This is a genomic window from Dyadobacter sp. CY327, assembly GCF_021390415.1.
Lineage (GTDB): Bacteria > Bacteroidota > Bacteroidia > Cytophagales > Spirosomataceae > Dyadobacter > Dyadobacter chenhuakuii.
In genome coordinates this window covers 569609-595312 of sequence record NZ_JAJUXJ010000001.1, presented here as the reverse complement: position 1 = coordinate 595312, position 25704 = coordinate 569609, and the positions used below count along the sequence as shown (strand labels likewise).

The 25704-nt window shown below is 45.5% G+C and carries 22 protein-coding genes; 8 read left to right on the top strand and 14 right to left on the bottom strand.

Going from position 1 to position 25704, the window contains the following annotated elements:
- Positions 1-708 (top strand): DUF4290 domain-containing protein, encoded by a 708-nt coding sequence (locus LZG74_RS02555; RefSeq protein WP_233795077.1) that lies wholly within the window; start codon positions 1-3, stop codon positions 706-708.
- A gap of 44 nt (positions 709-752) precedes the next feature.
- Complete coding sequence (gene murA / locus LZG74_RS02550) at positions 753-2060, top strand: UDP-N-acetylglucosamine 1-carboxyvinyltransferase (RefSeq protein ID WP_233795076.1); 1308 nt, start codon at positions 753-755, stop codon at positions 2058-2060.
- A gap of 151 nt (positions 2061-2211) precedes the next feature.
- Here the strand turns inward: murA and LZG74_RS02545 are convergent, their stop codons facing one another.
- Positions 2212-3066: a DUF1080 domain-containing protein gene (locus tag LZG74_RS02545; RefSeq protein WP_233795075.1), complete on the bottom strand. Its 855-nt coding sequence runs from the start codon at positions 3064-3066 to the stop codon at positions 2212-2214.
- A gap of 131 nt (positions 3067-3197) precedes the next feature.
- On the opposite strand from LZG74_RS02545, the gene LZG74_RS02540 reads away from it, so the two are divergent.
- On the top strand, positions 3198-4520 hold the full coding sequence (locus tag LZG74_RS02540; RefSeq protein ID WP_233795074.1) for a deoxyribodipyrimidine photo-lyase: 1323 nt from the start codon (positions 3198-3200) through the stop codon (positions 4518-4520).
- Here LZG74_RS02540 and LZG74_RS02535 read toward each other — a convergent pair whose 3' ends face one another.
- The 13 genes from LZG74_RS02535 to hisH all read right to left on the bottom strand — a co-directional run bounded on the left by LZG74_RS02535 (position 4521) and on the right by hisH (position 16383).
- Positions 4521-5801 (bottom strand): pitrilysin family protein, encoded by a 1281-nt coding sequence (locus LZG74_RS02535; RefSeq protein ID WP_233795073.1) that lies wholly within the window; start codon positions 5799-5801, stop codon positions 4521-4523. It lies immediately after the preceding gene.
- Between the two features lie 79 nt (positions 5802-5880).
- A complete protein-coding gene (gene porV, locus LZG74_RS02530; RefSeq protein WP_233795072.1) occupies positions 5881-7041 on the bottom strand; it encodes a type IX secretion system outer membrane channel protein PorV in 1161 nt (386 codons plus the stop codon).
- A 104-nt stretch (positions 7042-7145) separates the two neighbouring features.
- Positions 7146-10538, bottom strand: a complete 3393-nt coding sequence (gene porU / locus LZG74_RS02525; protein WP_233795071.1) for a type IX secretion system sortase PorU — start codon at positions 10536-10538, stop codon at positions 7146-7148.
- Entirely contained in the window at positions 10516-11130 is a 615-nt protein-coding gene (locus LZG74_RS02520; protein ID WP_233795070.1) for a hypothetical protein, read from the bottom strand. Before LZG74_RS02520 ends, porU begins: the two co-directional genes overlap by 23 nt.
- Before the next feature lie 68 nt (positions 11131-11198).
- Complete coding sequence (locus LZG74_RS02515) at positions 11199-11378, bottom strand: hypothetical protein (RefSeq protein WP_233795069.1); 180 nt, start codon at positions 11376-11378, stop codon at positions 11199-11201.
- A 151-nt stretch (positions 11379-11529) separates the two neighbouring features.
- The gene (locus tag LZG74_RS02510; RefSeq protein WP_233795068.1) at positions 11530-12303 is read right to left on the bottom strand and encodes a geranylgeranylglyceryl/heptaprenylglyceryl phosphate synthase; all 774 of its coding nucleotides are present in this window, start codon (positions 12301-12303) and stop codon (positions 11530-11532) included.
- Positions 12300-12722: a hypothetical protein gene (locus LZG74_RS02505; protein ID WP_233795067.1), complete on the bottom strand. Its 423-nt coding sequence runs from the start codon at positions 12720-12722 to the stop codon at positions 12300-12302. The genes LZG74_RS02510 and LZG74_RS02505 overlap by 4 nt, the downstream gene beginning before the upstream one ends.
- A 98-nt stretch (positions 12723-12820) precedes the next feature.
- A complete protein-coding gene (locus LZG74_RS02500) occupies positions 12821-13159 on the bottom strand; it encodes a phage holin family protein (protein WP_233795066.1) in 339 nt (112 codons plus the stop codon).
- Between the two features lie 59 nt (positions 13160-13218).
- Positions 13219-13554 (bottom strand): phage holin family protein, encoded by a 336-nt coding sequence (locus tag LZG74_RS02495; protein WP_026631145.1) that lies wholly within the window; start codon positions 13552-13554, stop codon positions 13219-13221.
- Positions 13555-13567: 13 nt separating this feature from the next.
- On the bottom strand, positions 13568-14197 hold the full coding sequence (gene hisIE, locus LZG74_RS02490) for a bifunctional phosphoribosyl-AMP cyclohydrolase/phosphoribosyl-ATP diphosphatase HisIE (RefSeq protein ID WP_233795065.1): 630 nt from the start codon (positions 14195-14197) through the stop codon (positions 13568-13570).
- A gap of 84 nt (positions 14198-14281) precedes the next feature.
- A complete protein-coding gene (gene hisF / locus LZG74_RS02485; protein ID WP_233795064.1) occupies positions 14282-15055 on the bottom strand; it encodes an imidazole glycerol phosphate synthase subunit HisF in 774 nt (257 codons plus the stop codon).
- A gap of 4 nt (positions 15056-15059) precedes the next feature.
- Entirely contained in the window at positions 15060-15782 is a 723-nt protein-coding gene (gene hisA / locus LZG74_RS02480; protein ID WP_233795063.1) for a 1-(5-phosphoribosyl)-5-[(5-phosphoribosylamino)methylideneamino]imidazole-4-carboxamide isomerase, read from the bottom strand.
- A 10-nt stretch (positions 15783-15792) separates the two neighbouring features.
- The gene (gene hisH, locus LZG74_RS02475; protein WP_233795062.1) at positions 15793-16383 is read right to left on the bottom strand and encodes an imidazole glycerol phosphate synthase subunit HisH; all 591 of its coding nucleotides are present in this window, start codon (positions 16381-16383) and stop codon (positions 15793-15795) included.
- 281 nt (positions 16384-16664) lie between these two features.
- Here hisH and LZG74_RS02470 point away from each other — a divergent pair, with 281 nt between their 5' ends.
- From LZG74_RS02470 to LZG74_RS02450, 5 genes are all read left to right on the top strand, one after another.
- A complete protein-coding gene (locus tag LZG74_RS02470) occupies positions 16665-18155 on the top strand; it encodes a M14 family zinc carboxypeptidase (protein ID WP_233795061.1) in 1491 nt (496 codons plus the stop codon).
- Positions 18156-18272: 117 nt separating this feature from the next.
- Positions 18273-21089, top strand: a complete 2817-nt coding sequence (locus LZG74_RS02465; protein ID WP_233795060.1) for a TonB-dependent receptor — start codon at positions 18273-18275, stop codon at positions 21087-21089.
- Between the two features lie 70 nt (positions 21090-21159).
- Positions 21160-22506, top strand: coding sequence for a T9SS C-terminal target domain-containing protein (locus LZG74_RS02460; RefSeq protein WP_233795059.1), 1347 nt, complete (start codon positions 21160-21162; stop codon positions 22504-22506).
- A gap of 120 nt (positions 22507-22626) precedes the next feature.
- Positions 22627-23238, top strand: a complete 612-nt coding sequence (locus LZG74_RS02455; RefSeq protein ID WP_233795058.1) for a HupE/UreJ family protein — start codon at positions 22627-22629, stop codon at positions 23236-23238.
- A gap of 32 nt (positions 23239-23270) precedes the next feature.
- A complete protein-coding gene (locus tag LZG74_RS02450; RefSeq protein WP_233795057.1) occupies positions 23271-25652 on the top strand; it encodes a M1 family metallopeptidase in 2382 nt (793 codons plus the stop codon).
- The last annotated feature ends 52 nt before the right edge of the window (positions 25653-25704 follow it).

The following is a 25704-nucleotide window of genomic DNA, read 5'->3' as shown; positions in this document are numbered from 1 at the left end:
ATGGAAGATCGGACAAAACGCAACCTTTATGCGCACATTCTGGTTGAGCTCATGCGTCAGATCCATCCGAACATGAGGGATAACCAGGATTACACCAATAAACTGTGGGATGACCTGTACATTATTTCCGGATTTGAATTGGACGTTGATAGTCCGTTCCCGCCGCCTTCACCAGAAGCATTAGGTAAAAAACCTTTGACAGTTGGTTATAACCAGCAAAATCTAATGTATCGCCATTACGGCCGAAACATTGACCTGCTGCTTGAAAAAGCTATAAATACGGAGAGTAAAGAAGATAAACTGGCTTTTGTCTCGTATATTTTCCGCCTCATGCGCTCCTTTTTCAACACCTGGAATAAGGACAATCCGGAAGATCACGTTTTATTGGGCCAGCTGGAACAACTTAGCAAAGGCCAGCTAAAAGAAGAAATCGACTATATCCGTGCTAACGGGCCTATTGAGGCAGCACCGAAAGATCGCAATAATAGCAGTCAGGAGCGCAACCGCGGAAACAGCCATCAAGGCCAGGGCAACGGCGCCGGAGGCTTCAAAGCCCAGTCGGGCCACAATGCGGAACGGCAGGGAGGGAACAACAACCAGGGCAACTCCAACCGAAACAGGCCCAATAACAAGTTCTCGGGCCGGAACAACAGCGGTAACAACAACAATAATAACAACCGGAATAACCGTAAAAAACCTGGAATCTAACATCCAGGTTTCATTTTATCCAGTCAATTGCCCCACATTCAAATATGGCTTCATTTAAAATAACCGGAGATAGACGGCTTAAAGGATCTATTGTTCCCCAAGGCGCAAAAAACGAGGCATTGCAGATTATCTGCGCAGTGCTTTTGACCAAAGAACCGGTAACAATTCATAACATTCCTAACATTCGGGATGTAAATCAGCTTATCAATCTCCTTAGAGACCTGGGTGTCCGTCAAACAAGACTGAGTGAGTCGTCGATTCGCTTTGAAGCAGCTGATATCAATCTGGATCACCTGGAATCGGAGTCTTATAAGCAAAAAGCAGCCGCCTTGCGTGGATCGGTCATGTTGCTTGGCCCTATGCTGGCACGTTTCCGCAAAGGCAGAATCCCGCGCCCGGGCGGCGATAAAATAGGCCGTCGCAGGTTAGATACGCACTTTTTAGGTTTTGAAAAATTAGGTGCGCAATTCAGTTACGACGAAGAAGATGGTGGTTTTTATAAAGTTGATGCGACCAATTTGAAAGGCGCTTATATGCTGCTTGACGAAGCGTCTGTTACCGGAACAGCCAATGTTCTGATGGCAGCCGTGATGGCGGAAGGCACAACCACCATTTACAATGCCGCGTGCGAACCTTACTTGCAGCAGTTATGTAAAATGCTGAACAGAATGGGCGCCAAAATTTCAGGAATTGCTTCTAATCTGCTTGTCGTAGAAGGCGTTAGCCAGCTCAGCGGAACAGAACATACAATGCTTCCTGATATGATTGAAATTGGCAGCTTTATTGGATTAGCTGCTATGACACAATCCGAAATAACGATCAAGGATTGCCAGATCGCGCAATTGGGCATCATTCCCGATGTTTTTCAAAGACTCGGGATCAAAATGGAATTCCAGGGCGATGATATTTTTATTCCCGCACAGGAACATTACCGCATTGAAAACTTTCTGGATGGCTCAACCATGTCTGTTGCCGATGCACCGTGGCCAGGTTTTACACCGGACTTGCTGAGCATTATCCTGGTAACAGCCACACAGGCACAGGGAACAGTGCTCATCCATCAGAAGATGTTTGAAAGCCGTCTGTTTTTCGTAGATAAATTAATTGAAATGGGCGCACAAATAATTCTCTGCGACCCGCATCGTGCAACCGTAATCGGACATAACCGGGAAACACAACTCCGCGGCATCCGCATGACCTCTCCCGACATTCGCGCCGGAGTAGCGCTACTCATCGCAGCACTATCCGCAAAAGGCATCAGCATTATCGATAACATCGAGCAAATCGACCGTGGTTATCAGAACATTGATGGTAGGTTGAATGCTATTGGAGCTGAGATCATTAGGTTGTAAGGCTCTTGTCCTGTCAGCCTGAGCGGAGACGAAGGCGCGTTACTCCTTGGTACCGCGCCTTCGACTCCGCTCAGGCTGACAGGGCTATTAACGGCTCAGGCAGACAGGCTCCTTTGCCAGGCGGCCGACCGCTGGGCCCTGCTACAACACCCTACTTCTTCCCGTAACTACACTTACTATTATCTGCCTTCACATAGTAAGACTTATAATTGACCGCCTTAGGGTCCATGCAGCCTTTCAAATCCAGGATTTCAACCTTCCTGAATTCCACAGGATGGCTTTCGCTTTGTAGTGAGATGGAACCGTGATCCAGTAATTTTCCGGCAATCATCAGCGACGGATCATGGCCGCTTACATTGCCTCCGCCAATTTGTGGTTTGTTGTATTCCAAAACCATTTCTCCATTTGCAAAATGCTGGATTAGCGAATCGCCCAGTACAAGCACTTCTGCTTTTACCCATTGATCGCCATTGTAGGTTTGTGATTTGGAATTCACGCAATGTTGTGTGATCAGTTTCCCGTCCATCACCACATTGGTTCCTGGCGTGCAAAGGTTGCAGGTCGTGCGGGTTTTGTCATTTCCACCCAACAGCTGCACTTCAATGGAGGCCGGGAAATCCTGGTCTTTTCCCATCGTTGCAGCCGGCTGGCCGTGCACCATGATTCCGCTGTTGCGCCATGCCCAGCCTTCGCCCTTAGGTGCTTGCTCGCCTACGAAGCGATATTCCACGGAAATACGATAGTATGAAAAGTCTCCTTTATAGAAAATGTGACCATATTTTTGCTTGAAGTCGTCATACTTGTCATAACGCACAACCATTTTGCCATCTTCCACCCGGAATGTGTTCAGGTAGTTGTCGTTCAGTTCATATCCACGTATTTTAATGTCCCAGCCGTCGAGGTTCTTGCCGTTAAAAAGCTGCTTCCATTCCTGTTTATCGGCATTTTTCTGACCGAAAACGATAAAGCTTATCATGCTGAAAAGTAATGTAAGTTGTAATTTCATGGATCAAGGATTAATGAGACCACAAAGTAAACAGACGATTGTTACAAATCCGGGGCATCCAAAAAATTCTTTCCTCCGTATTTATCACAAGCCTTTATCCGTTTGGCATACTATTCTTGCAATTGTAAAACATGAGCTTAAAAACAAAAGAAAAGATCACAATATTTTGGTTTCGCCGGGATTTAAGGCTGCATGATAATGCAGGTTTATACTATGCATTGCGCAGTGAGCATCCGGTTGTTCCTTTGTTTATATTTGACAAAACAATCCTGGATGATCTTGAAAATAAGCAAGATAAGCGCCTAATGTTCATTCATCAGACGGTTCTAGAATTACAAAAACAATTGCGTGATCTTGGCTCTGACATTCTGGTATTTTATGGTCATCCAACCGATGTCTGGAAAGAATTAAGTGAAAAATATGACATTGCCGAGGCCGTTACCAACACAGATTATGAGCCTTATGCCACCGAACGGGACACAGCGGTAAACAAAATTCTTCAAGCAAAAAATGCGCAGCTGAAAGCCTACAAGGATCAGGTGATTTTTGAAAAAAAAGAGATCTTAACCGGCCAAAACACGCCTTACACTGTTTTCACGCCTTATAGCCGCATGTGGAAGCAAAAATGCAATGACTTTTATTTGTCTTCTTACCCTAACAAAAAGTATTTCAAAAACTTTTTACAATGGAAAGGCGACGCAATTCCAAAGCTGGAAGAAATGGGCTTTCAGCCCACGGACACAGATTTCCCATCTAGCCAAATCCCAGCCGAATTGCTCGAAAACTATGAAAAAGGAAGGGATTTCCCTGCCATGGAGGCCACAAGCCGAATCGGCATACATTTAAGATTTGGAACAGTGAGCATTCGCCAGCTGGCGCGATTTGCCAAAGACCATAGTAGCCTTTATCTTAACGAACTGATCTGGCGGGAATTCTATCAGCAAATTCTCTATAATTTCCCGCATGTAGGAAAAGGCAAAGCGTTCCGTGCTGCATATGACGACATTAACTGGGGTTATGATAAAGAAGCTTTCCAGAAATGGTGTGACGGTAAGACGGGTTATCCGCTGGTGGATGCGGGTATGCGGCAGATGAATGCCATTGGCTTTATGCACAACCGCGTCAGAATGGTTACAGCAAGTTTTCTTGCCAAACATTTACTGTTGAACTGGCGCTTAGGGGAAGCTTATTTCGCAGAAAAACTGCTGGATTACGACCTGGCAGCAAACAATGGCGGATGGCAATGGGCGGTTGGCTCAGGCACAGATGCGGCCCCTTACTTCCGGATTTTCAACCCGGAAGCACAGGCAAAAAAGTTTGACCCGGATGAAGAATACATTAAAAAATGGGTCCCGGAATTTGGCACTGATGCATATCCGGAACCCATGGTAGACCACAAAATGGCGCGGGAAAGATGTCTCAAAGCCTATAAAAAGGCATTGGACAAGTCTTAATCACCTTCCGCCGGCAATTACAGTAAGCATATCCTCAGGTTTCAGATACTGTGTTGCCATAGCAAGCACATCTTCGCTTGTGGTTGCGTGGATCTGGTCAATGTAATGTTTGAAAAAATCTGTTGGCAATCCGTCGAGAAGCAGGATTTTCTGACGGTCCGCTACTTCAAACGCGGTGTTCAAAGATCCGGCGAATTCTCCTGCCATAAAATTCTTTACAGTTTGCAACTCCTCCTCGCCTACCGGCTCGGTTTGCAGTTTGTATATCTCTTTCTTGATTTCGTCAATGGTTTGTTGGGTAAATTCCTTTTTCACATCCGTCCCGATCATATAGTAACCTTCTTTGCGCAATGTTACCAGATGCGAAGAAATGCCGTACGTCAAACCTTTTTCTTCCCTGATGTTTTTCATTAACCTGGATCCGAAATAACCACCTAGTATTTCATTGGTTACCAGCATTTTAAAATAATCAGCATGATGACGGTTGAACAGTTTCCTTCCCATTCGGATGGATGACTGCACGCTCTCAGGCTTCTCTACAAGCACTTCTGTATCGATATAATGAGATTGTACAAAATTCTTTAATGGCGCAACAGATGCCTCAGTCTGGCTTTTCCCGAGCTGCTCGTTGACCACTTTTATATCCTCCTCGCCAACCTGCCCAGCTAGAACGACCGTAAATTTTCCGTTTTTAATGAAGTTATGATAATGCTCTTTGACCGTTTCGATGGAAAGTGCAGAAATCGTTTCTTCTTCCTGGCTCTGGCCATAAGGATGATTGCTGCCAAACAGCTTTGCACGGAATGCAGTCGTTGCCAGGTAAGCATTTTTCTCCTTATTAACCCGCAGATTTTGAATATTAATATTTCGAAGGTCTTCAAACTCCTTTTCTGGGAAAACGGCATCATGGATCAGCTCGCTTACCAGGGGCAAAACCTCCGGTAAAAAACGGGAAAGTGCATAAACGACGATTCCTATACGGTCGGCAGTATGCGTCATTTCCGTAAATGCGCCGATCCGGTCAAAGGCCTCGCTGATTTCCGCAGATGCTTTCGAACGCGTTCCCTCCGAAAGCATTTTGATCGCAAAGAATGACGCACCGATTCCACTTTCATACCAATTCCCCGCTTCAAAAATAACTTCAAGCCTGATCACCGGCTGATCTCCGATATTGATTACATGCAGGGAAGTCCCGTTATCAAGTGTATAAGTTTGCGGATCTGGCAGGTTTACAGCATTTATAACTCTGAATTCGGGGGCGATAGTACGGTCAATGGTCATGTGAAATGGTTGAGTAATAAAAAACGAATGACGTTACAATTACGCCATTCGTTCTGAAAAAACTAAATTCTGAATTCTGTTAGTTCTCTGTATCGCTTACGTCCAGTTTCTCCGACTTGTTAAGGCCAAGTGAAAGTGTGATTCTAAGTGTCTGAGCCAACGGGCTTCCTTGTGTAACTGGGAAAAGATAAGCAAAATCAACTGAATATCTGTCCATAAAATGAGCTCCTGCGCCTGCTGTGAAATATTTCAGGTCGCCTTTGTTCTTATGTTCTGAGTTATAACCGGCGCGAAGTGCGAAGATGTTATTATACCAATATTCAGCACCAACTGCCAATCCGATTTCCTGCAATTCTTCTTTAAACCCATCAGGAGCATCCGAGAATGATCCGAACACGCCATTAAGCAGCGGACGGGAATTGATGTTGGTTCCGTCCGGAGTTGGCACCATTAGTTTTCTTGCGTCAGCAACGAAATTGAAACGGTTGCGTCCGTCTGCTGAGAAAGAAATTCCACCACCCAGTTTAAGATTAGTAGGGATAAAGTTCTCAGTATCAGTTCCTGCACCGTAATTCACTTTACCACCCAGGTTGGAAAGTACCGCCCCAAGCGACCATGTGAAGTCACCGCCTGTCTCTTCGTTTCTCATTTGCTTGCGGTAATATGCGCTGATATCACCCGCTGCTACACGAGCAGGATTCAGTGAAATTTGGTCAATAACCGCTTTTCCTGCAAGGTTTGAAGAAATGTATTTCAATGTTAAGCCCAGCGAGAAATTTTTACCTAGCTGGCGTGCATAAGTTCCGCTGATTGCAAGTTCTCTCGAAGTAAAATATCCGTTTTGAGCACCAGTGGAAGTTCTCAAATCCAGCTCGCCATTGTTGAAATAGTTAACCGAAAGTGCAACAGCCTGCTTGTCACCCAATTTCTTATATCCTGTGAGGTAACCCAGCCACATATCGTCTACAAGGTTCCTGAGCCAAGGCGTATATGATGCAGATACACCTATGTCTTTCGTATTGTAAGGAAGCTTGGCGGCATTCCAGTAAGTAGCATTGGCATCGGGACTAAGTGCGACCCCGGCTTCCCCCATCGCAGCGCTTCTTGCGTCCGGGGCAAATGTTAAGAATGAAAGCGGGGAATGAGGAATCCTTTGTGTGCTTGATGGTGTGGTTTGGGCCAAAATTGCACCCGTTGATAGAATAAAGAGAGAAGATAAACTAACAAAAAATAGTCTCATAGAAATTGGATTTGCGATAGGAAGTGCTTTGAATCAGCTTCTTTAAAGGGTCAAAAATACAATGAAAGATAGTTATTACTAAAAAAATGATAAGTTTTATTAAACTAAGGAGAACGGACCAACTTACCGGACCGCTGGTCGCTGGAATTATCTTTTAAGGACCTGATGCTTAACTGGTAAATAAGAGAAGTAAGCTTCGGTATCCAATATCCTGATTGAGTAGCGTCAAATGTTTCTTTAACGGTTGACTCAATGTTGAAATATTGTCTGCGGAAATGTCCCAGAGACTGCCCATTGTTTGATAATATATTAAAAACTATTTCGACATCATCATTTTCCCTGTTATGTGTCAGTTCAAATGACAAATCTTTTTCAAATGGGTTTGGATATACTTTCAGCGTGTTGAGTTTGATGCCCTTGAATGCACCTATCTGAAAACCGAACGCAATTTCTGAGAAGTTAGTATAAGTATCCCAGACTTTTACTCTAATTACATATTTACCGGTTGGTAAGTTTTCAAACGGATAATTGATGACGCCCTTGCGGTAATCACCCGTATCTGCTGTGTAGTATTCGTTCAGGTTAACCGACATCGTGTCATTGACAACCATCGTGATATCATGCCCGATCCCCGCATTTGAAATACTGATCCCATTTTCGTCGCTGGCAGAAATGTATAAGTTGCCCGACGGCTCAATAACGTCGCCATCCCTGAACGACGGATCGTTCACATAGGCCGTAAGTTGCGGCGGCGTGTTGTCGATTTCGGGGATAGCGCTGCCGCCAATGGTAACACTCAGCTGTGCACTGGCGTCACCAAGACTGTCTGACTGAACAGCATAGACGTTGACCCTGCCTATTCCCATGCGATAATCGATATCCTTTGGCATGACAAACTCACAAATAAATTCCCCTCCTATCACCTTTACACTGCCATCGAACAATTTGCTGCGAAACTCTGAATAAGTTTCCGGCTTGCCTTCATTACCCAGCGTTTTGAATGTGGTTTGCTTATCATATATTACAATGCGTGCAATGCCTTCGAACTTGCTGTCCTTTAATGTTGTAACTGCGTCAAACACCTGCCCTTTCAGCTTCACTTTTTGCAATGCACGCAATGTATCCGGCTTTTCTGCCCATCGGATTGCTTTCTGAGCCCGGGCGAGCTTCATCGACGGATCCGCAAGCAATGTAAAATTGCGGTTCAGGCTTCCTACCAGCGCTTTGTTTTTGGTTTCTTTGAAAAGATCGCCTAATCTCCGGCTCGGATCTTTATTAACCAAAGCTTCATAAAATGCTTTGCTAAGCGTGAAATTGGTGCTGGAATAAACCGGCCGCGTCGTGCTGATGGCGCCAATGGCCGCGCCTCTCGGACTTAAAACCATCAATTCTGCGCCCGAAACCAGCCCGGGATCATCGTAACGACCAAAATCGCAAGTCGCTGTAAAAAGCAGTGGTAAATTATCTATCCCGCGCGCCGATTGCATATCTGCCAGCGTCAGCACCTGTTCCTCCGCCCAGCCGCTCACGCCCCCGTGACCCGTGTAGTTCAGGATTAATGTGCCCTCGTTAATCTTTTTGTTGATAACCTGATTTACCGCTGGCGCCTTTTGTCCTTCTGCACCTGTATTTTGCGGAAATGCATCAATGAACACCCGTGAAGGCATAAAATCGTTTTGAAGCAATGTCGCCAGCTCGTCCGCGTGACGCTGGTGAATGTTACCATCGCCGTCGTCAGCAACAAACTGAACGGTGTTCCGCCAATTCCCAAAACCACGGCCCGACGAACCATAGCGGATCAATTTGTCCACACTGAGCTCCGCCTCAGCCAATGTTTTGACCGGAAGTCTTCCTACCCCGATGTCAATCGTATGATCACCAGAAGCTGATTCCTGCCATGCGCCCTCGCCATCCTTCATGAAACCAAAATAGTCATCGGAAGAATACGTGTAAACCGGATTTAAAGACTCTCTGCTTTCGTAAACCGGCACCCAAAGCCGCTGCTGCGACTCCGATTGATTTTGTAAAAGATTTTTGTAATCAAATGTCGCATCACCGAACAAAAGCAGATATTTCAGCTTCTCAGGCTTTTTATCATAAAGGTGTTTTACAAAGTCCCTTATCGCGGTCAGATCGGGCTTTCCTCCTCCAAATTCATTGTAAATCTCGTCCGTAGTCACAACCAGCGTTTCCAGCTCATCATTACTTTCGCGGAATGCAGCCAGCCTTTCAGCAGCTTGCCTGAATGCCGGGGGTGTAACAATCAGGAAGTCTGGCGTAGCATTGCTGATAATGTTCTGCGGATCAATTTTTTGCAAAAAGACCGGCTCAATCGCCTGGCTTGCAAGAAAGCCTATATATTGCCTGCTACGCTTCCCGCCTCTTGTTGTAAATGAATATGTGCTGTTCCGGATATTTTGATTCACGACTGATGAAACCTGCGGATTGGTCACATCCCAGAGCTGCCATTCTGGAATTGCATTTGCGAATTCATAAGTAACCGTGTCAGCAATTTCCGGTAAAAACCTGTAAACCTGCTGATTATCGTAGCGGCGCAATTGTCGTTTCAAATGCAACGCCATGTAATTCAGATATCCCTGTGCGGAATTCTGCCCGTTTCGTTCGTAGGTTACAGCGATATTAAACACAGCCGCCGGCGCATTGTCTGCATTTACTGTAAATGTTGCATCGGACCGTAATGCTTTGATGTCATAAGTTCCGGCGCTTACGGTTCCAATGGCAGACTCTCCTACTTGCTTGCCATTCAGTTGCCAAAGAAATTTGGTGGCGATCTGTGCTGCACCAATCGCAGAAGTACGCAGCTGTATTTTCGACGCCGGAACAATGCCGGGAATGTTCGCCGTGACGGCAAGCGGCGTATTATTCAAATATTCGCCCCACCATTCCCTGCCTGATTTAAGCAGGTTGTATTTTTCAGTTTCATGAAACCAATAGTCATCAAACTGATTAATCACTTCGCCATTCAAAGAAGCAAGTGCCGCCAAAGGCTTCACCCTGAGGCCATTTTGCTGTCCATAGGTCAGGAAATAATAGTTGGAATCGGTGTATGTGTTAATCTGATGCTTCAACTCTGCCTTTGCAGAATCGTATAAGATTTCGTGCGGGCTTTCGGCAAAGAAGTAAACCGCGTCGTTTCCATCAAACTTGCCATCGGCCTCTCCTGCAACCCAAACCGCACTTTCCAGCAATGCATTGGATTTTAATGCATTATTAGCCTGCGGCAGCATTCCTGCTTGCTGGCTGTAAATTTGGATTTGCCTGGGATCAATTTCTGATGCATTAATGCCGAGCTTTTTAAAAAAAGCTGCGTCCATACGGTGAATGCCCGTTTCCGTAACTGCCAACTTGAACCAATTACCGCTTGAAAGAATAGATTTTTCCTGTGCTTTTGAAGAAAAAGAAATGAGTAATCCCAAACAGCATAACACTGAATGGATCAGGCGATCACGCACATTAACATGCTTCAACCAATGCATGGGCTGGAATGGTGTAAAGACGCTGGGAAGCTTTGTCCGTGCAAAGCACACGTGTCCTTCTGAGCGATCCACGGACGAATAACCTGTTCTGAAACACGAAATTACTTCCTTCATGAAGCTGAAACAATGCTATCCTTGATGCATTCAGCTCCTGACTGTCGTATTTGCGGATTGCACTATACAGAATCAGGTCACCGCCAGTTGACGCCTTCGGGTTCTTAGCATAACGTATTAATGCATCAAGAATATCTGCCGGAAAATGATTTTCGTTCAGGACAGGCTGCAACAATTTACTAAACTCCTGCTTCCATTCCACTCCATGCGGCGCAACACGCTTTCTCAGCCGGACTTTATAATTCAAATGCACCACGCAATGTGCCACTTCGTGTAGATACGTGATCAGAAAATTGTAGGGATTGAGATTAACATTAACCGTTATTCTGGGAGTGCAGCGCGGACGAACTGTAAAATCGCCCAATCTGGTGCGGCGTGGCCGGGAGAGAAAGAAATCAAACTTATAAACCTGGTGTAACTCCTCGCAATATGCGATTGCCGCCTGGGGAACATGGAGGCCGAAGGATATGTTTTTCATTCCTTAAATAAAAAAAGAAAAGCGCTATTTTCATAGCGCTTTTCACGAATTTCGACTTGTACGTCTAATTACTTAACTGAATCAGCAGCAACTGAATCTGTTGCCATTGTATCAACCATTGCAGTATCAACAGCAGGAGTTTCAACAGTTACAGCAGTAGTATCAGCAGATTCGTCAGCTGGTTTGCTAGTACAAGCAGCGAAAGTTACCATCCCGGCAACGAACGCAAGTGCAAATATTTTTTTCATTTCTTGGGTGTAATTAAGGTTCGATACAAATGTAGCAGGATTAAATCGAATGTTCCTAACGTTTGCTATTGTATTTTTCCAAGAACTTAAAATTTCCTTAGAAAACACCCAAATCCCTTTATTTTGTACAATAAAATCTCCTATTGTTTCCTTAAACGCTTTCTGTTTTCCTATTGAAAGCCTTTACGCAGGCTGCAACTTCGGGAAGCAGGTCCGGGTTTTGTTCTATTCCGTTACCGACTACAATTACGTCGGCTCCCGCGCCCAGTGCGGCATCCGCTTTTTCATACGAATCGATGCCGCCGCCTACGATGATGGGTGTGTCCACGGTTTCGCGGACAGCTCTGATGGTTTCGGATGTAACCGGGAATTGTGCGCCGCTGCCTGCGTCCAGGAACATGAGTTTGAGGCCCAAAAATTCTCCCGCTAATGCTGTACAAGCTACAATGCCAGGCTTGTCCCTTGGTAAGGGTGTAGTATTACTGATATATGAAACGGTTGTGAGCTTTCCGCTTTCGATTAATAGATAACCGGTAGGCAAAACTTCAATTCCGCTTCTCTTCAACAACGGCGCCGCTATAACATGCTGACCAATAAGAAGTTCCGGATTGCGCCCTGAAATCAGGGAAAGGAAAAGGACCGCGTCGGCGGAAGGATCGATGTGAAGGCTGCTTCCGGGGAAAAGGATAGCAGGAATGTTCGTGTGCTCGTGTATAGCGGCAATAAGCTGGTCAATCGCGTAATTGGTAATGAGGCTGCCTCCTACGAAAAAAAAGTCAACGCCATGCTCAACCGCGAATTCCAGGAATTTCGGAAATGTTGAAAAATTAATTTTGTCAGGATCCAAGAGAACAGCAAACGATTTCCTTTTCTCTATTTTTCTTGCTGAAAGGAGGTCTGCGATTTTATGATTCGCTGTTTTCATTCGATTTTTCTATCATCTGCAATTAAATGTTTAAGCTTCTGGCGCGCCCACCCTACTGCCAACGTCCAGGCTAAACTTTGAACGGCTGCTCCAACCGCAAATTTGCTTTTCTGTTTCGCCTCTCCTGCCTTGAATGCCTGAGCTCGCTCATATGCCTCAGCCTCTTCCTCTGCCGCCCTTTCGTCTTTCTTATTTTTTGGTAAAATCGCATTCATTACAACATATGTGGTTGCCACCACACCGCCGATAATCAATGCTTTCTTTCCATATTCGGTAGCGTTCGTTTTCAAACCGCTCCACTGTAATTCAAGCTTGTCCTTATATAAATCCGCGTCGAGCAGTAGGTCTTGCTTATCCTTATCCGTATCAGATGAGAATGGTTTGGTGATCTTTACGGAAGAATCTATTGAAGCACTCATTTCATTTTTAGTTTAATGATGAACCTGAGAAATTTTCAAAAGGAACCCAAAAATAGCAATTTGAGTGAATTTTTCCCCAAAATATTATTTCAAAAGTGTTAATCCTCTTTTATTTTGACAAAACGAACGATAATTCCACGGATAAACTGAATCAGCTTTTCTCTGAAGACAATCCAGATTACCAGTTTTAAAATGAACACGCCCAACAGAATCAGATAGCCCAGATAATCGCTGTCGAGCCATTTGTTCAGGAACGTCCCGAGTAGAATTACCATCAATATAAGCACTGTAAGCGCGATACAAAGCAGAATGGCGCTATAAAGCCCCATTACAACCGCACGTTCGATCTTGTCCCTTGTTTCGATTTTAAAAAGATCGATACGGGTCTCGAAGTACTTAAAAAGCGTGTCCTTAATTTCCTCTAGTTGACTAAGCATAAGCAGTAGTTTTCAATCATGTGTATCAATTTAAGGCTCTTACGGAGCTGGACTTGACACTAATCCAAAAACATACCAAGAATACCTGAAATGATAGAAACGACGAAACCGAAAAGCAGTGCGGGAATGAACCCGTCTATAGAAAACCCGGAAACAAGATAGGTGGCAAGGTAAATGATGAAAACGTTCACAACAAAATAGAATAGTCCCAATGTCATGATCGTGATCGGCAGTGCGAGAATCTGCAATACGGGTTTCAAAAATGTGTTTAAAATCCCCAGCACAATAGCCACAATAATGGCGGTGGTTGTGCTCGCCACAACAACTCCCGGAATTAACTTGGCAGCAAGTAAAATTGCTAATGTACTGATTAACAGACGTATTATTAATTTCATAAGCAGGTTATTTTTATTGATGACGGCTACGAAGTACGCCAATTACCTCATCTAAGTCAATGTTTTTCTGCTCCAAAAGGACGAGCAGGTGAAAAAGCAAATCGGATACTTCATTTTTGAAAAGATCCGCATCGTCATCCTTGGATTCTATCACAACTTCCACTGCCTCTTCTCCCACCTTCTGCGCTATTTTATTGATCCCCTTACGAAACAGGCTGCTGGTGTATGACTCGTCCAGGGGGTTTAATTTTCTTTCCCGGATCACTTCCTTTTGAAGGTAATTGAGAAAAGATGCTTCCCCGATTCGGGTATCCTGACTATTTTTTTCCCCAAAGCATGTATCTGCTCCGGTGTGGCAGGTTGGGCCAGCGGGAGTCGCCTTAATAAGGATGGTATCCCCGTCGCAATCAGCAGCTATCTCGTTCACAAAAAGGAAGTTGCCGGAAGTTTCGCCTTTCGTCCAGAGCCTCTGCTTGCTGCGGCTGAAAAACGTCACGGTCCCCAGTTCCTTCGTTCTTTCAAGTGCTTCCTGGCTCATGTAACCGAGCATCAGCACTTTGTTGGTGTTGATATCCTGAATAATAGCCGGTATAAGCCCGTCCGGGGATTTATTAAAGTCAATAGTTGAAAAAGTCTCGCTCATTGTAGTTTAGTCATTTGGACAAAGTTGCATTCTTTCCGGCTATTTTAAAGAATGTTGCCGGTAATAGTTGACAAACCTCCCGCCTCAGCGCGTCATACGCATAGGCAGGTTTTTATCATGGAGGTATTTTTTCAGATCCGGAATATCAATCTCCCGAAAGTGGAAAATGCTTGCCGCCAGGCCCGCATCGGCTTTTCCGGCAGTAAAAACATCGTAAAAGTGCTCCATATTTCCCGCCCCACCGGAAGCGATCACCGGAATGTTCGCATTTCCGCTGATGGTTGCAGTAAGCTCCAAAGCGAAACCAGCCTTGGTTCCGTCCGTGTCCATAGAAGTCAGTAAAATTTCGCCGGCACCACGGTCTTCCACTTCTTTTGCCCAGGGAATGGTCCGGAGTTCGGTTGGTTTACGCCCGCCATGCGTGTGGACAATGTGCTCCTGCCCGTTTTCCGTTTCAATGTAACGCGTGTCAATCGCAACCACAATGCACTGGCTTCCGAATTCCAGCGAAAGCTCGTTGATGAGATCCGGATTTTTTACCGCCGCCGAATTGATCGAAACCTTATCCGCACCCGCATGCAGCAATGCAGAAACGTCCGCAATAGAGGAAATCCCGCCGCCTACCGTAAATGGAATGTTAATGGTGTGCGCCACTTTCCGCACAAGGTCAATGAATGTGGAACGGCCGTCAACCGTGGCCGTAATGTCCAGGTAAACAAGCTCGTCCGCGCCGTGGGCCGCGTATAATGCTCCCAATTCCACCGCGTCGCCCGCATCGCGAAGATTGACGAAATTAACGCCCTTCACTGTTCGCCCGTCCTTTACATCCAGACATGGGATTATTCGTTTTGTTAGCATAATTTTAATTCAAAAAACGCTGTAACTCGCTCAGCTTGATCCGGTTTTCGTAAATTGCTTTCCCGATGATCACACCGTAAATGTTCATTTCGGCCAGCTTTTCCACATCTGCCAACCCACTTATTCCTCCGCTAGCAATAATTTTCAGGTCGGGACATTTGTCCTGCAAATTTTTATATAGGTCAAACGATGGGCCTTGCAGCAAACCATCCTTCGCCACATCCGTGCTGATCGTGTATTTAACACCTTTATCAACATAATTCTCCACAAAATCGTAAACCCAGATCTCCGTCCCCTCTTCCCAGCCGCTTACTGCCACTTTCTCTTTCTTCGCATCGGCTCCGAGAATGATCTTTTCGCCCCCGTAAACCGAAATCCAATTCATAAAAAGCTCCGGATTTTTCACCGCAATGCTTCCGCCGGTAACTTGTTTGGCACCACTTTCAAAAACCGCTTTCAAATCATCATCCGACTGAACACCTCCGCCAAAATCAACGTGCAGCGTAGTTTTAGAAGCAATTTTTTCCAAAACCTTCCAATTAACCACTTTCTTGGCTTTTGCTCCGTCCAGGTCCACCAGGTGTAAACGTTTCAATCCGGCATCCTGAAATTGCATCGCTACTTCGAGCGGGTTTTCATTGTAAATGGTTTTTTGTCCATAATCTCCCTGGGTAAGGCGCACGCATTTTCCTTCGATCAGGTCAATGGCTGGTATTATTTCAATCATTTCAAAGGGTTTAAACAATGTCTAAAAAGTTTTTCAGGATCTGCTGCCCCGCGTCGCCGCTGATTTCGCAGTGAAATTGCGCTGCATAAAAGTTGTCCCTATGCAGCATAGCACTGAACGGAAGCACATATTCGCAGCTGGCAACCGTGTACTCGCAAACCGGCGCGGCATAACTATGCACGAAGTAAACATAAGCATTGTCGGGCAAACCCGTGGTAAGCGGAGTTTTATAGCCTGTAATGTTGTTCCATCCCATATGCGGCACCTTTAAGTCCGGTGTTGCAGGGAACCGGTTTACGTCCACATCGAAAATCCCCATGCATTCCGTGTTATTTTCCTCCGAAAACCGGCACATGAGCTGCATGCCGATACAAGTTCCGAAAAAAGGCTGCTTCAATGTCGGGATGACTTTATCCAAGCCCACTTTGCGCAAGTAGTTCATCGTTGTGCTGGCCTCGCCCACACCCGGGAAAATGACCTTATCCGCCGACCGGATTTCTTCCACGTCGTCCGTATACAGGTAACTTGCGCCAATGCGGTCGAGGGCGTACATGACCGACTGCACATTGCCTGCATTGTATTTAATAATGACTGTTTTCATCCAATGTGATTTGAGGCAAAACAAAAAAAGCCCGATTTTGAAAATCGGGCTTCTGGGATACTATGTATTCAACCTTATTACAACACTACTTGCAAAAACACATCACCCAAGACGTCCGAAAGCCAGATGGCCTTGATGAAAATGATGATTTGTTTCAGCTTTAAACATGCACAAATGTAAGTAATATTTGCTAAAAGTAGAAAGCATACGAACAAATATTACATTAAAATTTGCTTAGAAAATTCTTGTACATTGCGATTACAAAACGGCTTTGTACGATCATGCGCATTATCATTTCACAACTATTTTTCTTTCTAATTACCTTGACCACCGTTACATCCCAGGCACAGTCTGACGAGCTGCCGAACCGGCTTTTTAAAGTGCACGACACTTACCGCGAGACTACATTAACACAGCGCCGCTTCAAACAAAAAGACATTCTTCCGCTCATCGCCAAGCGCCAGGGTAACCCGCTTTACAAGATCGAAACTGTCGGCCAGTCGTTTGAAGGCAGGACGTTACAAATGATCAAAGTCGGCACGGGCAAGAAAAAAGTGCTCCTATGGACTCAAATGCATGGCGATGAACCTACTGCAACCATGGCGAGCTTTGATATATTTAATTTTTTAGAAGGCAAAAACGATGGTTTCGACGATTTCCGGAAAGAGTTGCTCGAAAAAACAACATTGTATTTTGTCCCCATGCTCAACCCCGACGGCGCCGAACGTTACCAGCGCCGCACCATGCAGGGCATCGACATGAACCGGGATGCCGCTTCCCGGCAAACGCCCGAAGCAGTGGTGCTGAAAGGTTTGGTGGATCAACTGAAACCCGATTACGGCTTCAACCTCCACGACCAGAGCCCACGCTATTCGGCTGGCAGAAGCGCCAAGGTTGCGACGATTTCGTTCCTGGCTACTTCCTATGATTACGAGCTGAATATCAACCCCGTCCGCGAGCGTTCCATGCAGCTGATCGTGGGCATGAATAAGGTTTTGCAAAAATACATTCCCGGTCAGGTTGCACGCTATTCCGACGATCATGAACCTCGTGGCTTTGGTGATAATGTTCAGAAATGGGGAACCACATTGGTCCTGATCGAATCCGGTGGCTATGTAGGCGATCCTGAAAAACAATACATAAGGAAGCTCAATTTCATGGCGATCCTTTCGGCATTGGACAAAATCGCTGACAACTCCCTTACCAAAGAAAAACGCGACGATTATTACAAAATCCCTGAAAACGGAAGATGGGTTTATGATCTCGTGGTGCGCAATGCGACAGTTAAGCAATCCGGGAAGTCGTTTCTGGCGGATCTGGGCATTAACAGGAATGAAGTAAGCTATTCCAATGCAACCAAGTTTTTTTATTACAGCAAAATCGAAGACTTCGGCGACCTGCACCCACAATTCGGCAGTGAAGAAATTGATGCAAAAGGATTAACCATTGAAAAAGGCAAGGTCTATCCCACGACATACAAGAATGTAAGCGAAGTCAGCAAACTGAATGCATTAAGCCTCCTCAAACAAGGTTACACCTACGTCCGTCTTGCATCCGACAGCAACACCCGCGCCCTCGGTCTTTACTTTACAACAACACCATTGCATGTCCTCAGAAGCGGGCAAGCTGCTCCTTCCGGAACGCCTGGATTAGGCAATACGGCAACATTTATCCTCAAAAAAGGCGCCGTAGTGAAGTATGCGGTCATCAATGGCTTCGTTTACGACCTGGAAGACTATGAAGCCGGAAAAGGAAACGGGATTATTGAGTAAGTGCTTGATTTTAAACGAAAAACCACATTCCGAAATAACTGAGCCATAACATGGGGGTAACATTGAGGTAATATTGACAGTCTACTTTTGTATCAGAAAATAATTCTGACACAAGACATGAACTTAAAAATTACCTCTCTCTTATTTTTCCTCTTCACTACCACGTTGGTATATGCCCAAACGGGTTCGATTAAGGGGAACATTGTTGATTACAAGACCAAAGAAGCTGTCATCGGAGCCAGCGTTGTTTTAAAAGGTTCCACTCCACCCATCGGAACAGCAACAGATGTTGAAGGAAATTTCGACATTCAGAATATCCCCACAGGAAAGCAAACGGTTATCGTAAGCTACGTTTCTTACAAGCCGAAAGAAATTGCGATTGAAGTTTACCCAAATCAGGCTGTCCTCATCAACACAACCATTGAGGAAGATGTGGCGAACCTGGAAGAGGTTAAGATCGTAGGACAACGTCAATCCTTCACTGACGTTTCCGTTATCACAGAGATCAAGCAGGCTGAGCAAATTGCCGTTGGTATTTCTGCCCAGCAAATCCAGAAATCACAAGACCGTGACGCTTCCCAAGTGGTTCGCCGCGTGCCGGGCGTTTCTATCCAGGACGACCGCTTCGTCATTATCCGCGGTTTGAACGAGCGTTACAACACCGTAATGTTGAATGATGCGATCACGCCTTCAACAGAGGTTGACGTTAAATCTTTCTCATTTGACCTGATTCCAAGCACGGCCATTGACCGGATGATGATCTACAAATCTGGCGCTCCTGAATTGCCAGGCGAATTTGCAGGTGGGATCATCAAAATTTATACAAAAACAATCCCCGACGACAACGGATTTACATTCAGCTTAACAGGCGGTTACCGCGGAAATACAACATTCCAAAATGTGCTTGATTACAAAGGCTCATCATTGGACTGGACGGGTTTTGGTGCCCCTGACAGAGCACTTCCAAACGGTTTCCCTTCGACAAAAAGATTGCAGAATGAAAACGGCCCTTCGGATGCAACATTGAATGCATTCCGCAACTTGCCGGAGTTTTATGATCTGAAATCAAAGTCGGTTACGCCTGACCTTCGCGCTTCGCTGGGTTACAACCACAAGTTCGAGCTTGGGAATATGAAGCTGACCACATTTAATAACGTCAACTATTCATCTACACACCAGTTTTTACCAACAACGCAATTCCGTTACCTAAGCTTCGACAAGGAAAAGCAAAAATCAGACATTCAAAGCTCTTATCAGGATGAGTTGTATCAAAACAATGTCCGTCTGGGCGTCATGTCCAACTGGGCTTTGATCATCAACCCTAATAACAAGATCGAATTCAGAAACCTGTTCAACCAGCTTTCTAACAAAGAGACCAACTTCCGTCAGGGTTACAATACAGACAATGATGTTGAAGTGCAGAACTACGCATTCCGTTACGAGTCGAAAAGCATTTACTCGGGCCAATTAGGCGGAACGCACGAGCTGGGCGCACATACAACATTCAAATGGCTTGGCGCGTTGGGAACAACATTCCGCAGCGAACCCGATTACCGCCGCTTTATTTCAACCCGTTCCATTGGTAGCACTGGCCCTTTCCAGGTGGAACTTGTTCCGGGAAGCAACGCCAGCTTAACAAGAGGAGCGAGATTTTATTCTGAACTAACCGAATACACCAGCTCTTTCCGCGCCGATCTTGAACACCGTTTCGAACGCAGCGCTTATGAAGATGACGAAAGCATGCAGATCAAACTTCGTGCGGGTGCTTACGGTGAAATGAAGGACAGAGCATTCAAAGCAAGATGGTTCAACCTGACAAACTCTGGCAATGCTTCGCAAGAATTGCTCGGGCAGGCACCAGCACAGCTTTTTGACTCACAAAATATTGGAAGAGATCTGCTTTACTACGCAGAAAGAACCAACACAGATGATAAGTATACTGCTCAAAATACATTAATGGCAGGTTACGTAGGTTCTTACATTCCTTTTACCAAAAAATTCAATGTTTCGGTTGGCCTGCGTGTTGAGAACAACATTCAGAAACTGCAAAGCAGACAGCGTGGTAGCGGCGAACGTATCCGCGTGAACAACCCAATTTTCCGCTTCTTGCCTTCGGCTAACCTGGCTTACAACTTCACAGAAAAATCATTAGTAAGAGTGGCTTACTCGGTTTCTGTGAACCGTCCTGAGTTCCGTGAGCTTGCACCATTTACTTACTATGACTTTAACTTCGACGTGTCCCGCGTGGGTAACCCAAATTTGAAAACCCCTTCGATCCAGAACGTCGACCTTCGTTATGAGTTTTATCCAAAAGATGGTGAAATGATATCGGTTGCGGCATTCTACAAGCACTTTGTTAACCCGATCGAAACACGTATCCGCTATGCAGGTTCAGGCGTCTCGTTCTACGTGGATAATGCTAAGTCTGCTTACACTTATGGTGCTGAAATCGAACTGCGCAAATCCCTTAAAAACCTGACCGTTTCCCCATTCGTAGATAACCTGAGCGTATTGCTGAATGCATCGGTGATCAACAGTAATGTATTGACAGGCTTTGCAGGACAAGAAAATGACCGCCAGCTTCAAGGACAATCGCCTTACCTGATCAATGCAGGAGTTTATTACAACGATGTGAACCGCGGCTGGCAGGTGAATGCCCTTTACAACGTGGTAGGACGCAGGATCTTCCTGGTGGGTGACCGCGATTTGCAGCCAACCGTTTATGAAATGGCAAGAAACGTGATCGATCTGAACATCGTGAAGGCTTTGGGAGAACATCTTGAAATCAAATTGGGGATCCAGGATCTGCTTAACCAGCGCTTCCGCCTGATCCAGGATAGCAACCAGGATCAGAAAATCAGCAGCGTGGATGAGTCGTACCAGAGTTACCGCAGAGGCAGCTATTCAACAATCGGAATCACTTACAAATTTTAATAACCACAAGTCGTAAACCGGCTCTTTTTATCACCAGAATACTTTAAAACAGAAAACAAACAATTGAATTATGAAAAACACAGGTAAACTTTTAAGCTTGCTGATGTTGGGGCTTACCATTTTCGGATCTATCTCTTGCACAAATGATGACGATGATGACGAGGAGCCGATTGTAACACCGGTGGGTGAAATAAAAACCGTTACAGGCAAAATCACTGCCAATACTACATGGTCTGCTTCGAACCAATATTTGCTTTCAGGATTTGTATATGTTGAATCTGGCGCAATACTGACTATTGAGCCGGGAACGATCATTAAGGGTGATGGAAACCAGAAAGGCTCTCTTATCATTAAGCCAGGCGGAAAAATTGTTGCCGTAGGAACTGCTGATAAGCCTATCATTTTTACATCAAGCAAGCCAGCAGGTCAGCGTAAAGCGGGTGACTGGGGAGGTTTGATCTTACTTGGAAAAGCTCCGGTTAACAAGCCAGACGCAGTAATCGAAGGTGAAAACCAATCGACGTTCGGCGGAACGGATGCAGCTGACAATTCAGGACAACTGAAATATGTTCGTATTGAGTTTGCTGGTATTGCTTACGAAACGGATAAAGAGATCAACGGTCTTACATTTGGTGGCGTTGGTTCAGGAACTGAGATCGATTACGTACAGGTTTCTTACTCGGGTGATGATTCATATGAATGGTTTGGTGGAGCAGTAAATGCGAAACACCTTATTGCTTACCGTGGTCTGGATGATGATTTTGATACGGATAACGGTTTTTCAGGAAACGTACAATACGGTTTTATCCTGCGTGACCCGGCAGTAGCTGACTTGGCAGGTGATTCAAATGGTTTTGAGTCAGATAATGATAATGCCGGATCTGAAAAAACACCTCAGACTTCTGCGAAATTTGCTAACATAACAATCGCAATGGCAGAAGGAACGCCTAACGCGAAATTCGCCTCAGCTGTACGGATCAGAAAAAATTCTGCTATCTCGGTTTTCAATACATTGGTGACTGGTGCCTGGCCACGTTCAGCTGTGAGAATAGAAGGCGCACCTTCTGTTGCAAACTTCACAACTGGCAAGATTAAAATGGACGGCAATGCGGTAGCAATCACCGGCACTCCAAAGGAAGGTGTTATCGAAGGCATCACAGAGGCGCTTTTCGCTCCTGCTGCTAGCAAAAACAAAGTAGCTGCTGTTGCTGATCTTAAATTGGCAGCTGGTTACAATTCAATCACTGCTAAGCCGGGTCTTCTTCCAACAACAGGTTCTGCTCTATTGACTGGCGGTGCAACATTGCCAGCAGGATTTGAGGCAAACACAGTAGTTGGTGCATTCGGAACAACCGACTGGACTGACAAATGGGCTAACTGGGATCCACAGAATGCCAACTACGAAATCGTAAAATAATTAATAGTCTTATATAATTGGTGTCAGAATTTCGAAAGGCCGGGGGCAGATGCTTCCGGTCTTTTTTTTGTGACACGAATAGAATATATTCGAATTCTTTTTTTGTCTTGACAAGTATCTATGTCCGAATTCCAGGCTTACCTACAACTAGGTTTCACCCACATTACCGATTCCCTTGGCTACGACCATATCCTTTTCATTATGGCGCTTTGTACAGTATACACGCTTATCGACTGGAAAAAAGTGATCGTTTTGGTTACTGCTTTTACCATCGGCCATTCCATTACGCTCGCGCTTTCCACATTGGGTTTTGTGAATGTGAACCCGGACTGGATTGAGCTGCTCATTCCGGTTACCATTGTCATTACGGCTGTTCTCAATTTCTTTTATGTTGTTCCAAAGGCTTCTTTCAGCCATCATGAAAAAGCTTCAAAGGTCCGATATCCGCTCGCATTGTTTTTTGGATTGATCCACGGACTGGGCTTTTCCAATTATCTGAGGTCGTTATTAGGCAAAGAAGCAGACATTGTAAGTCCGTTGCTGGGTTTTAATGTTGGACTGGAACTGGGTCAGCTGATCATTGTTTTTGTCATTTTGTCCATTGCATTTTTCATGATCGAGATCCTTCGTGTACAGCGACTGAGCTGGATCCATATTTTATCCGGCATTATCGTCGGCATGTCGCTTTCACTGATCATTAATAACGAATTCCTGCACAGCCTTTTAGCCTAAATAACCTGCATTATTCTCAATAACCAACTAATATGAAAAGAGCACTTCTCCCGTTACTGATTTTGCTTATTACGGTTTCTGCCATGGCGCAGCAACTTCCTCCAAATCCCAATTACAAAGCAAATGACCGTTTTGAACAATTGGGCACAATGCTTCCGACACCCAATTCAACCCGCGCGGCATCTGGTGCGCCGGGACGTGAATACTGGCAGAACCGCGCTGATTACGACATTAAAGTGGAATTGGACGATGACAAAAGAAAGATCATAGGCTCCGAAACCATTACATTTTTCAATAATTCCCCGGACGATCTGAAATACATCTGGCTGCAACTGGACCAAAACCTTTTCAAAAAAGACGGGATCGGTGCCACTTCCAGAACAGGCTCGGTAAGCGAAAAAGGAATGTCAACAGCGCATCTCGCAGCATTGAACAACGGCCGCGGCTCATCCCTTGATCCGAATGTTGAATATGGTTATAAAATAGGTTCGGTGAAGGACAAAGCTGGAAAAGTATTGCCTTACACGATCAACGGAACCATGATGCGCATTGATTTACCCATGACATTGAAATCGGGGACAAGCTATGTTTTTGGTGTGGACTGGACTTATAATGTTACTGAATATTACGGACGTAGCGGTTACGAGTTTTTCCCGAAAGACGGCAATGCCAATTATTTCATCGCCCACTGGTTTCCACGCCTGGCGCCTTACGACGACATCAATGGCTGGAACCACAAGCAATTTTTAGGACAAGGTGAGTTTGCATTGATTTTTGGAAATTATAAAGTGGCCATCACCGCTCCCGCCGACCACGTGGTGGCAGCCAGCGGCGAATGCCAGAATTATGCACAAGTGCTTACGGCAACCCAAAAGCAACGTTTGAAGCAAGCCGAAACTTCCAAAACACCCGTTTTAATCGTCACACAGGCCGAAGCAGAAAAAGCGGAGAAACGCGAGAATAAAAACCCAGGCAAGAAAACGTGGATTTACAAAGCAGATAATGTACGTGATTTTGCATTTGCTAGCAGCCGTAAATTCATCTGGGATGCCATGCAAACCGATGTTTACAAAAGCGGCCGTAAAATCTGGTGTATGTCTATTTATCCAAAAGAAGGGAATCCGCTTTGGGAGCAATATTCAACCCGCGCTGTTGCCCACACATTGAAATCTTACGGCGCACGCACATTTGAATACCCTTACCCGGTTGCAATCTCATGCCATGGCGTTGCAGGCGGCGGGATGGAATATCCGATGATCAGCTTCAACGGCGGCCGTCCGGAGGAAGATGGGACTTACAGCGAGGCTGTAAAATATGGCATGATCGGGGTGATTATCCATGAAGTAGGGCACAACTTCTTCCCTATGATCGTGAATTCCGATGAACGTCAATGGGCTTGGATGGACGAAGGCTTAAATACATTCTGCCAATATCTGGCTGAGAAAGAGTGGGATTACAACTTCCCTACCCGCCGCGGCGAGCCCAACCAGATCACAGATTATATGTCGTCTGACAAATCTGTGCTGACACCCATTATGGCCTCCGCAGAAAACGTAATAGGCTTGGGACCAAATGCTTACGCGAAACCAGCAACTGCGCTGAACATTCTCCGCGAAACCGTTATGGGTCGTGAATTGTTCGACCATGCATTCAAAGAATACGCAACAAGATGGAGATTCAAAAGCCCATCACCAGCTGACTTTTTCCGCACCATGGAAGATGCCTCAGGCGTGGATCTGGACTGGTTCTGGAAAGGCTGGTTTTATGGAACCGAAGCTGTGGATCAGGACCTTGTAAGCGTGGATTGGTTCAGCATCGATACCCAGAATCCGGAAATTGAAAAGGAAATCGCGCGCAAAGAAGCAGCCCGCAAGCAGCAGACAATGAGTAAACTGCAGGATGCCAAAACCAAGGGCGAAACCGTAGTTGCACAGGATTCCACCATGGCCGACTTCTACAACCGCTATGATCCATTCAAGGTTACGGAAGCGGACAAACAGAAATACAACCAATATCTGGCGACACTTTCGGACAACGAAAAGGCGCTGATCCAGGAAAACAGCAATTTTTACACCCTTTCTATCAAAAACAAAGGCGGATTGCCCATGCCGGTGATCGTGAAAATGGGTTTTGAGGACGGCACTGATTCTGTGGCCGTATTCCCCGCAGAAATCTGGCGCTTCAACGACGCACAGGTTAATAAGGTGATTTCGACCAAAAAGAAAGTCGTGCAATGGACATTGGACCCATATCAGCAAATCGCAGACATTGATACAGAAAACAACGCCTTCCCGCGCGTAGCTGCGCCCACAAGGTTCCAGATCTTCAAGCAGCAGCAACTCAAAAAGACGCCTAACCCCATGCAAATGCAAGGAACTGGCGCCGGAAAAGTCACGACTGATCCGAAGAACTAGAGCTTTTTTAATAAAAAACGAAACCTCCCCGAGCCTTGTTTCGGGGAGGTTT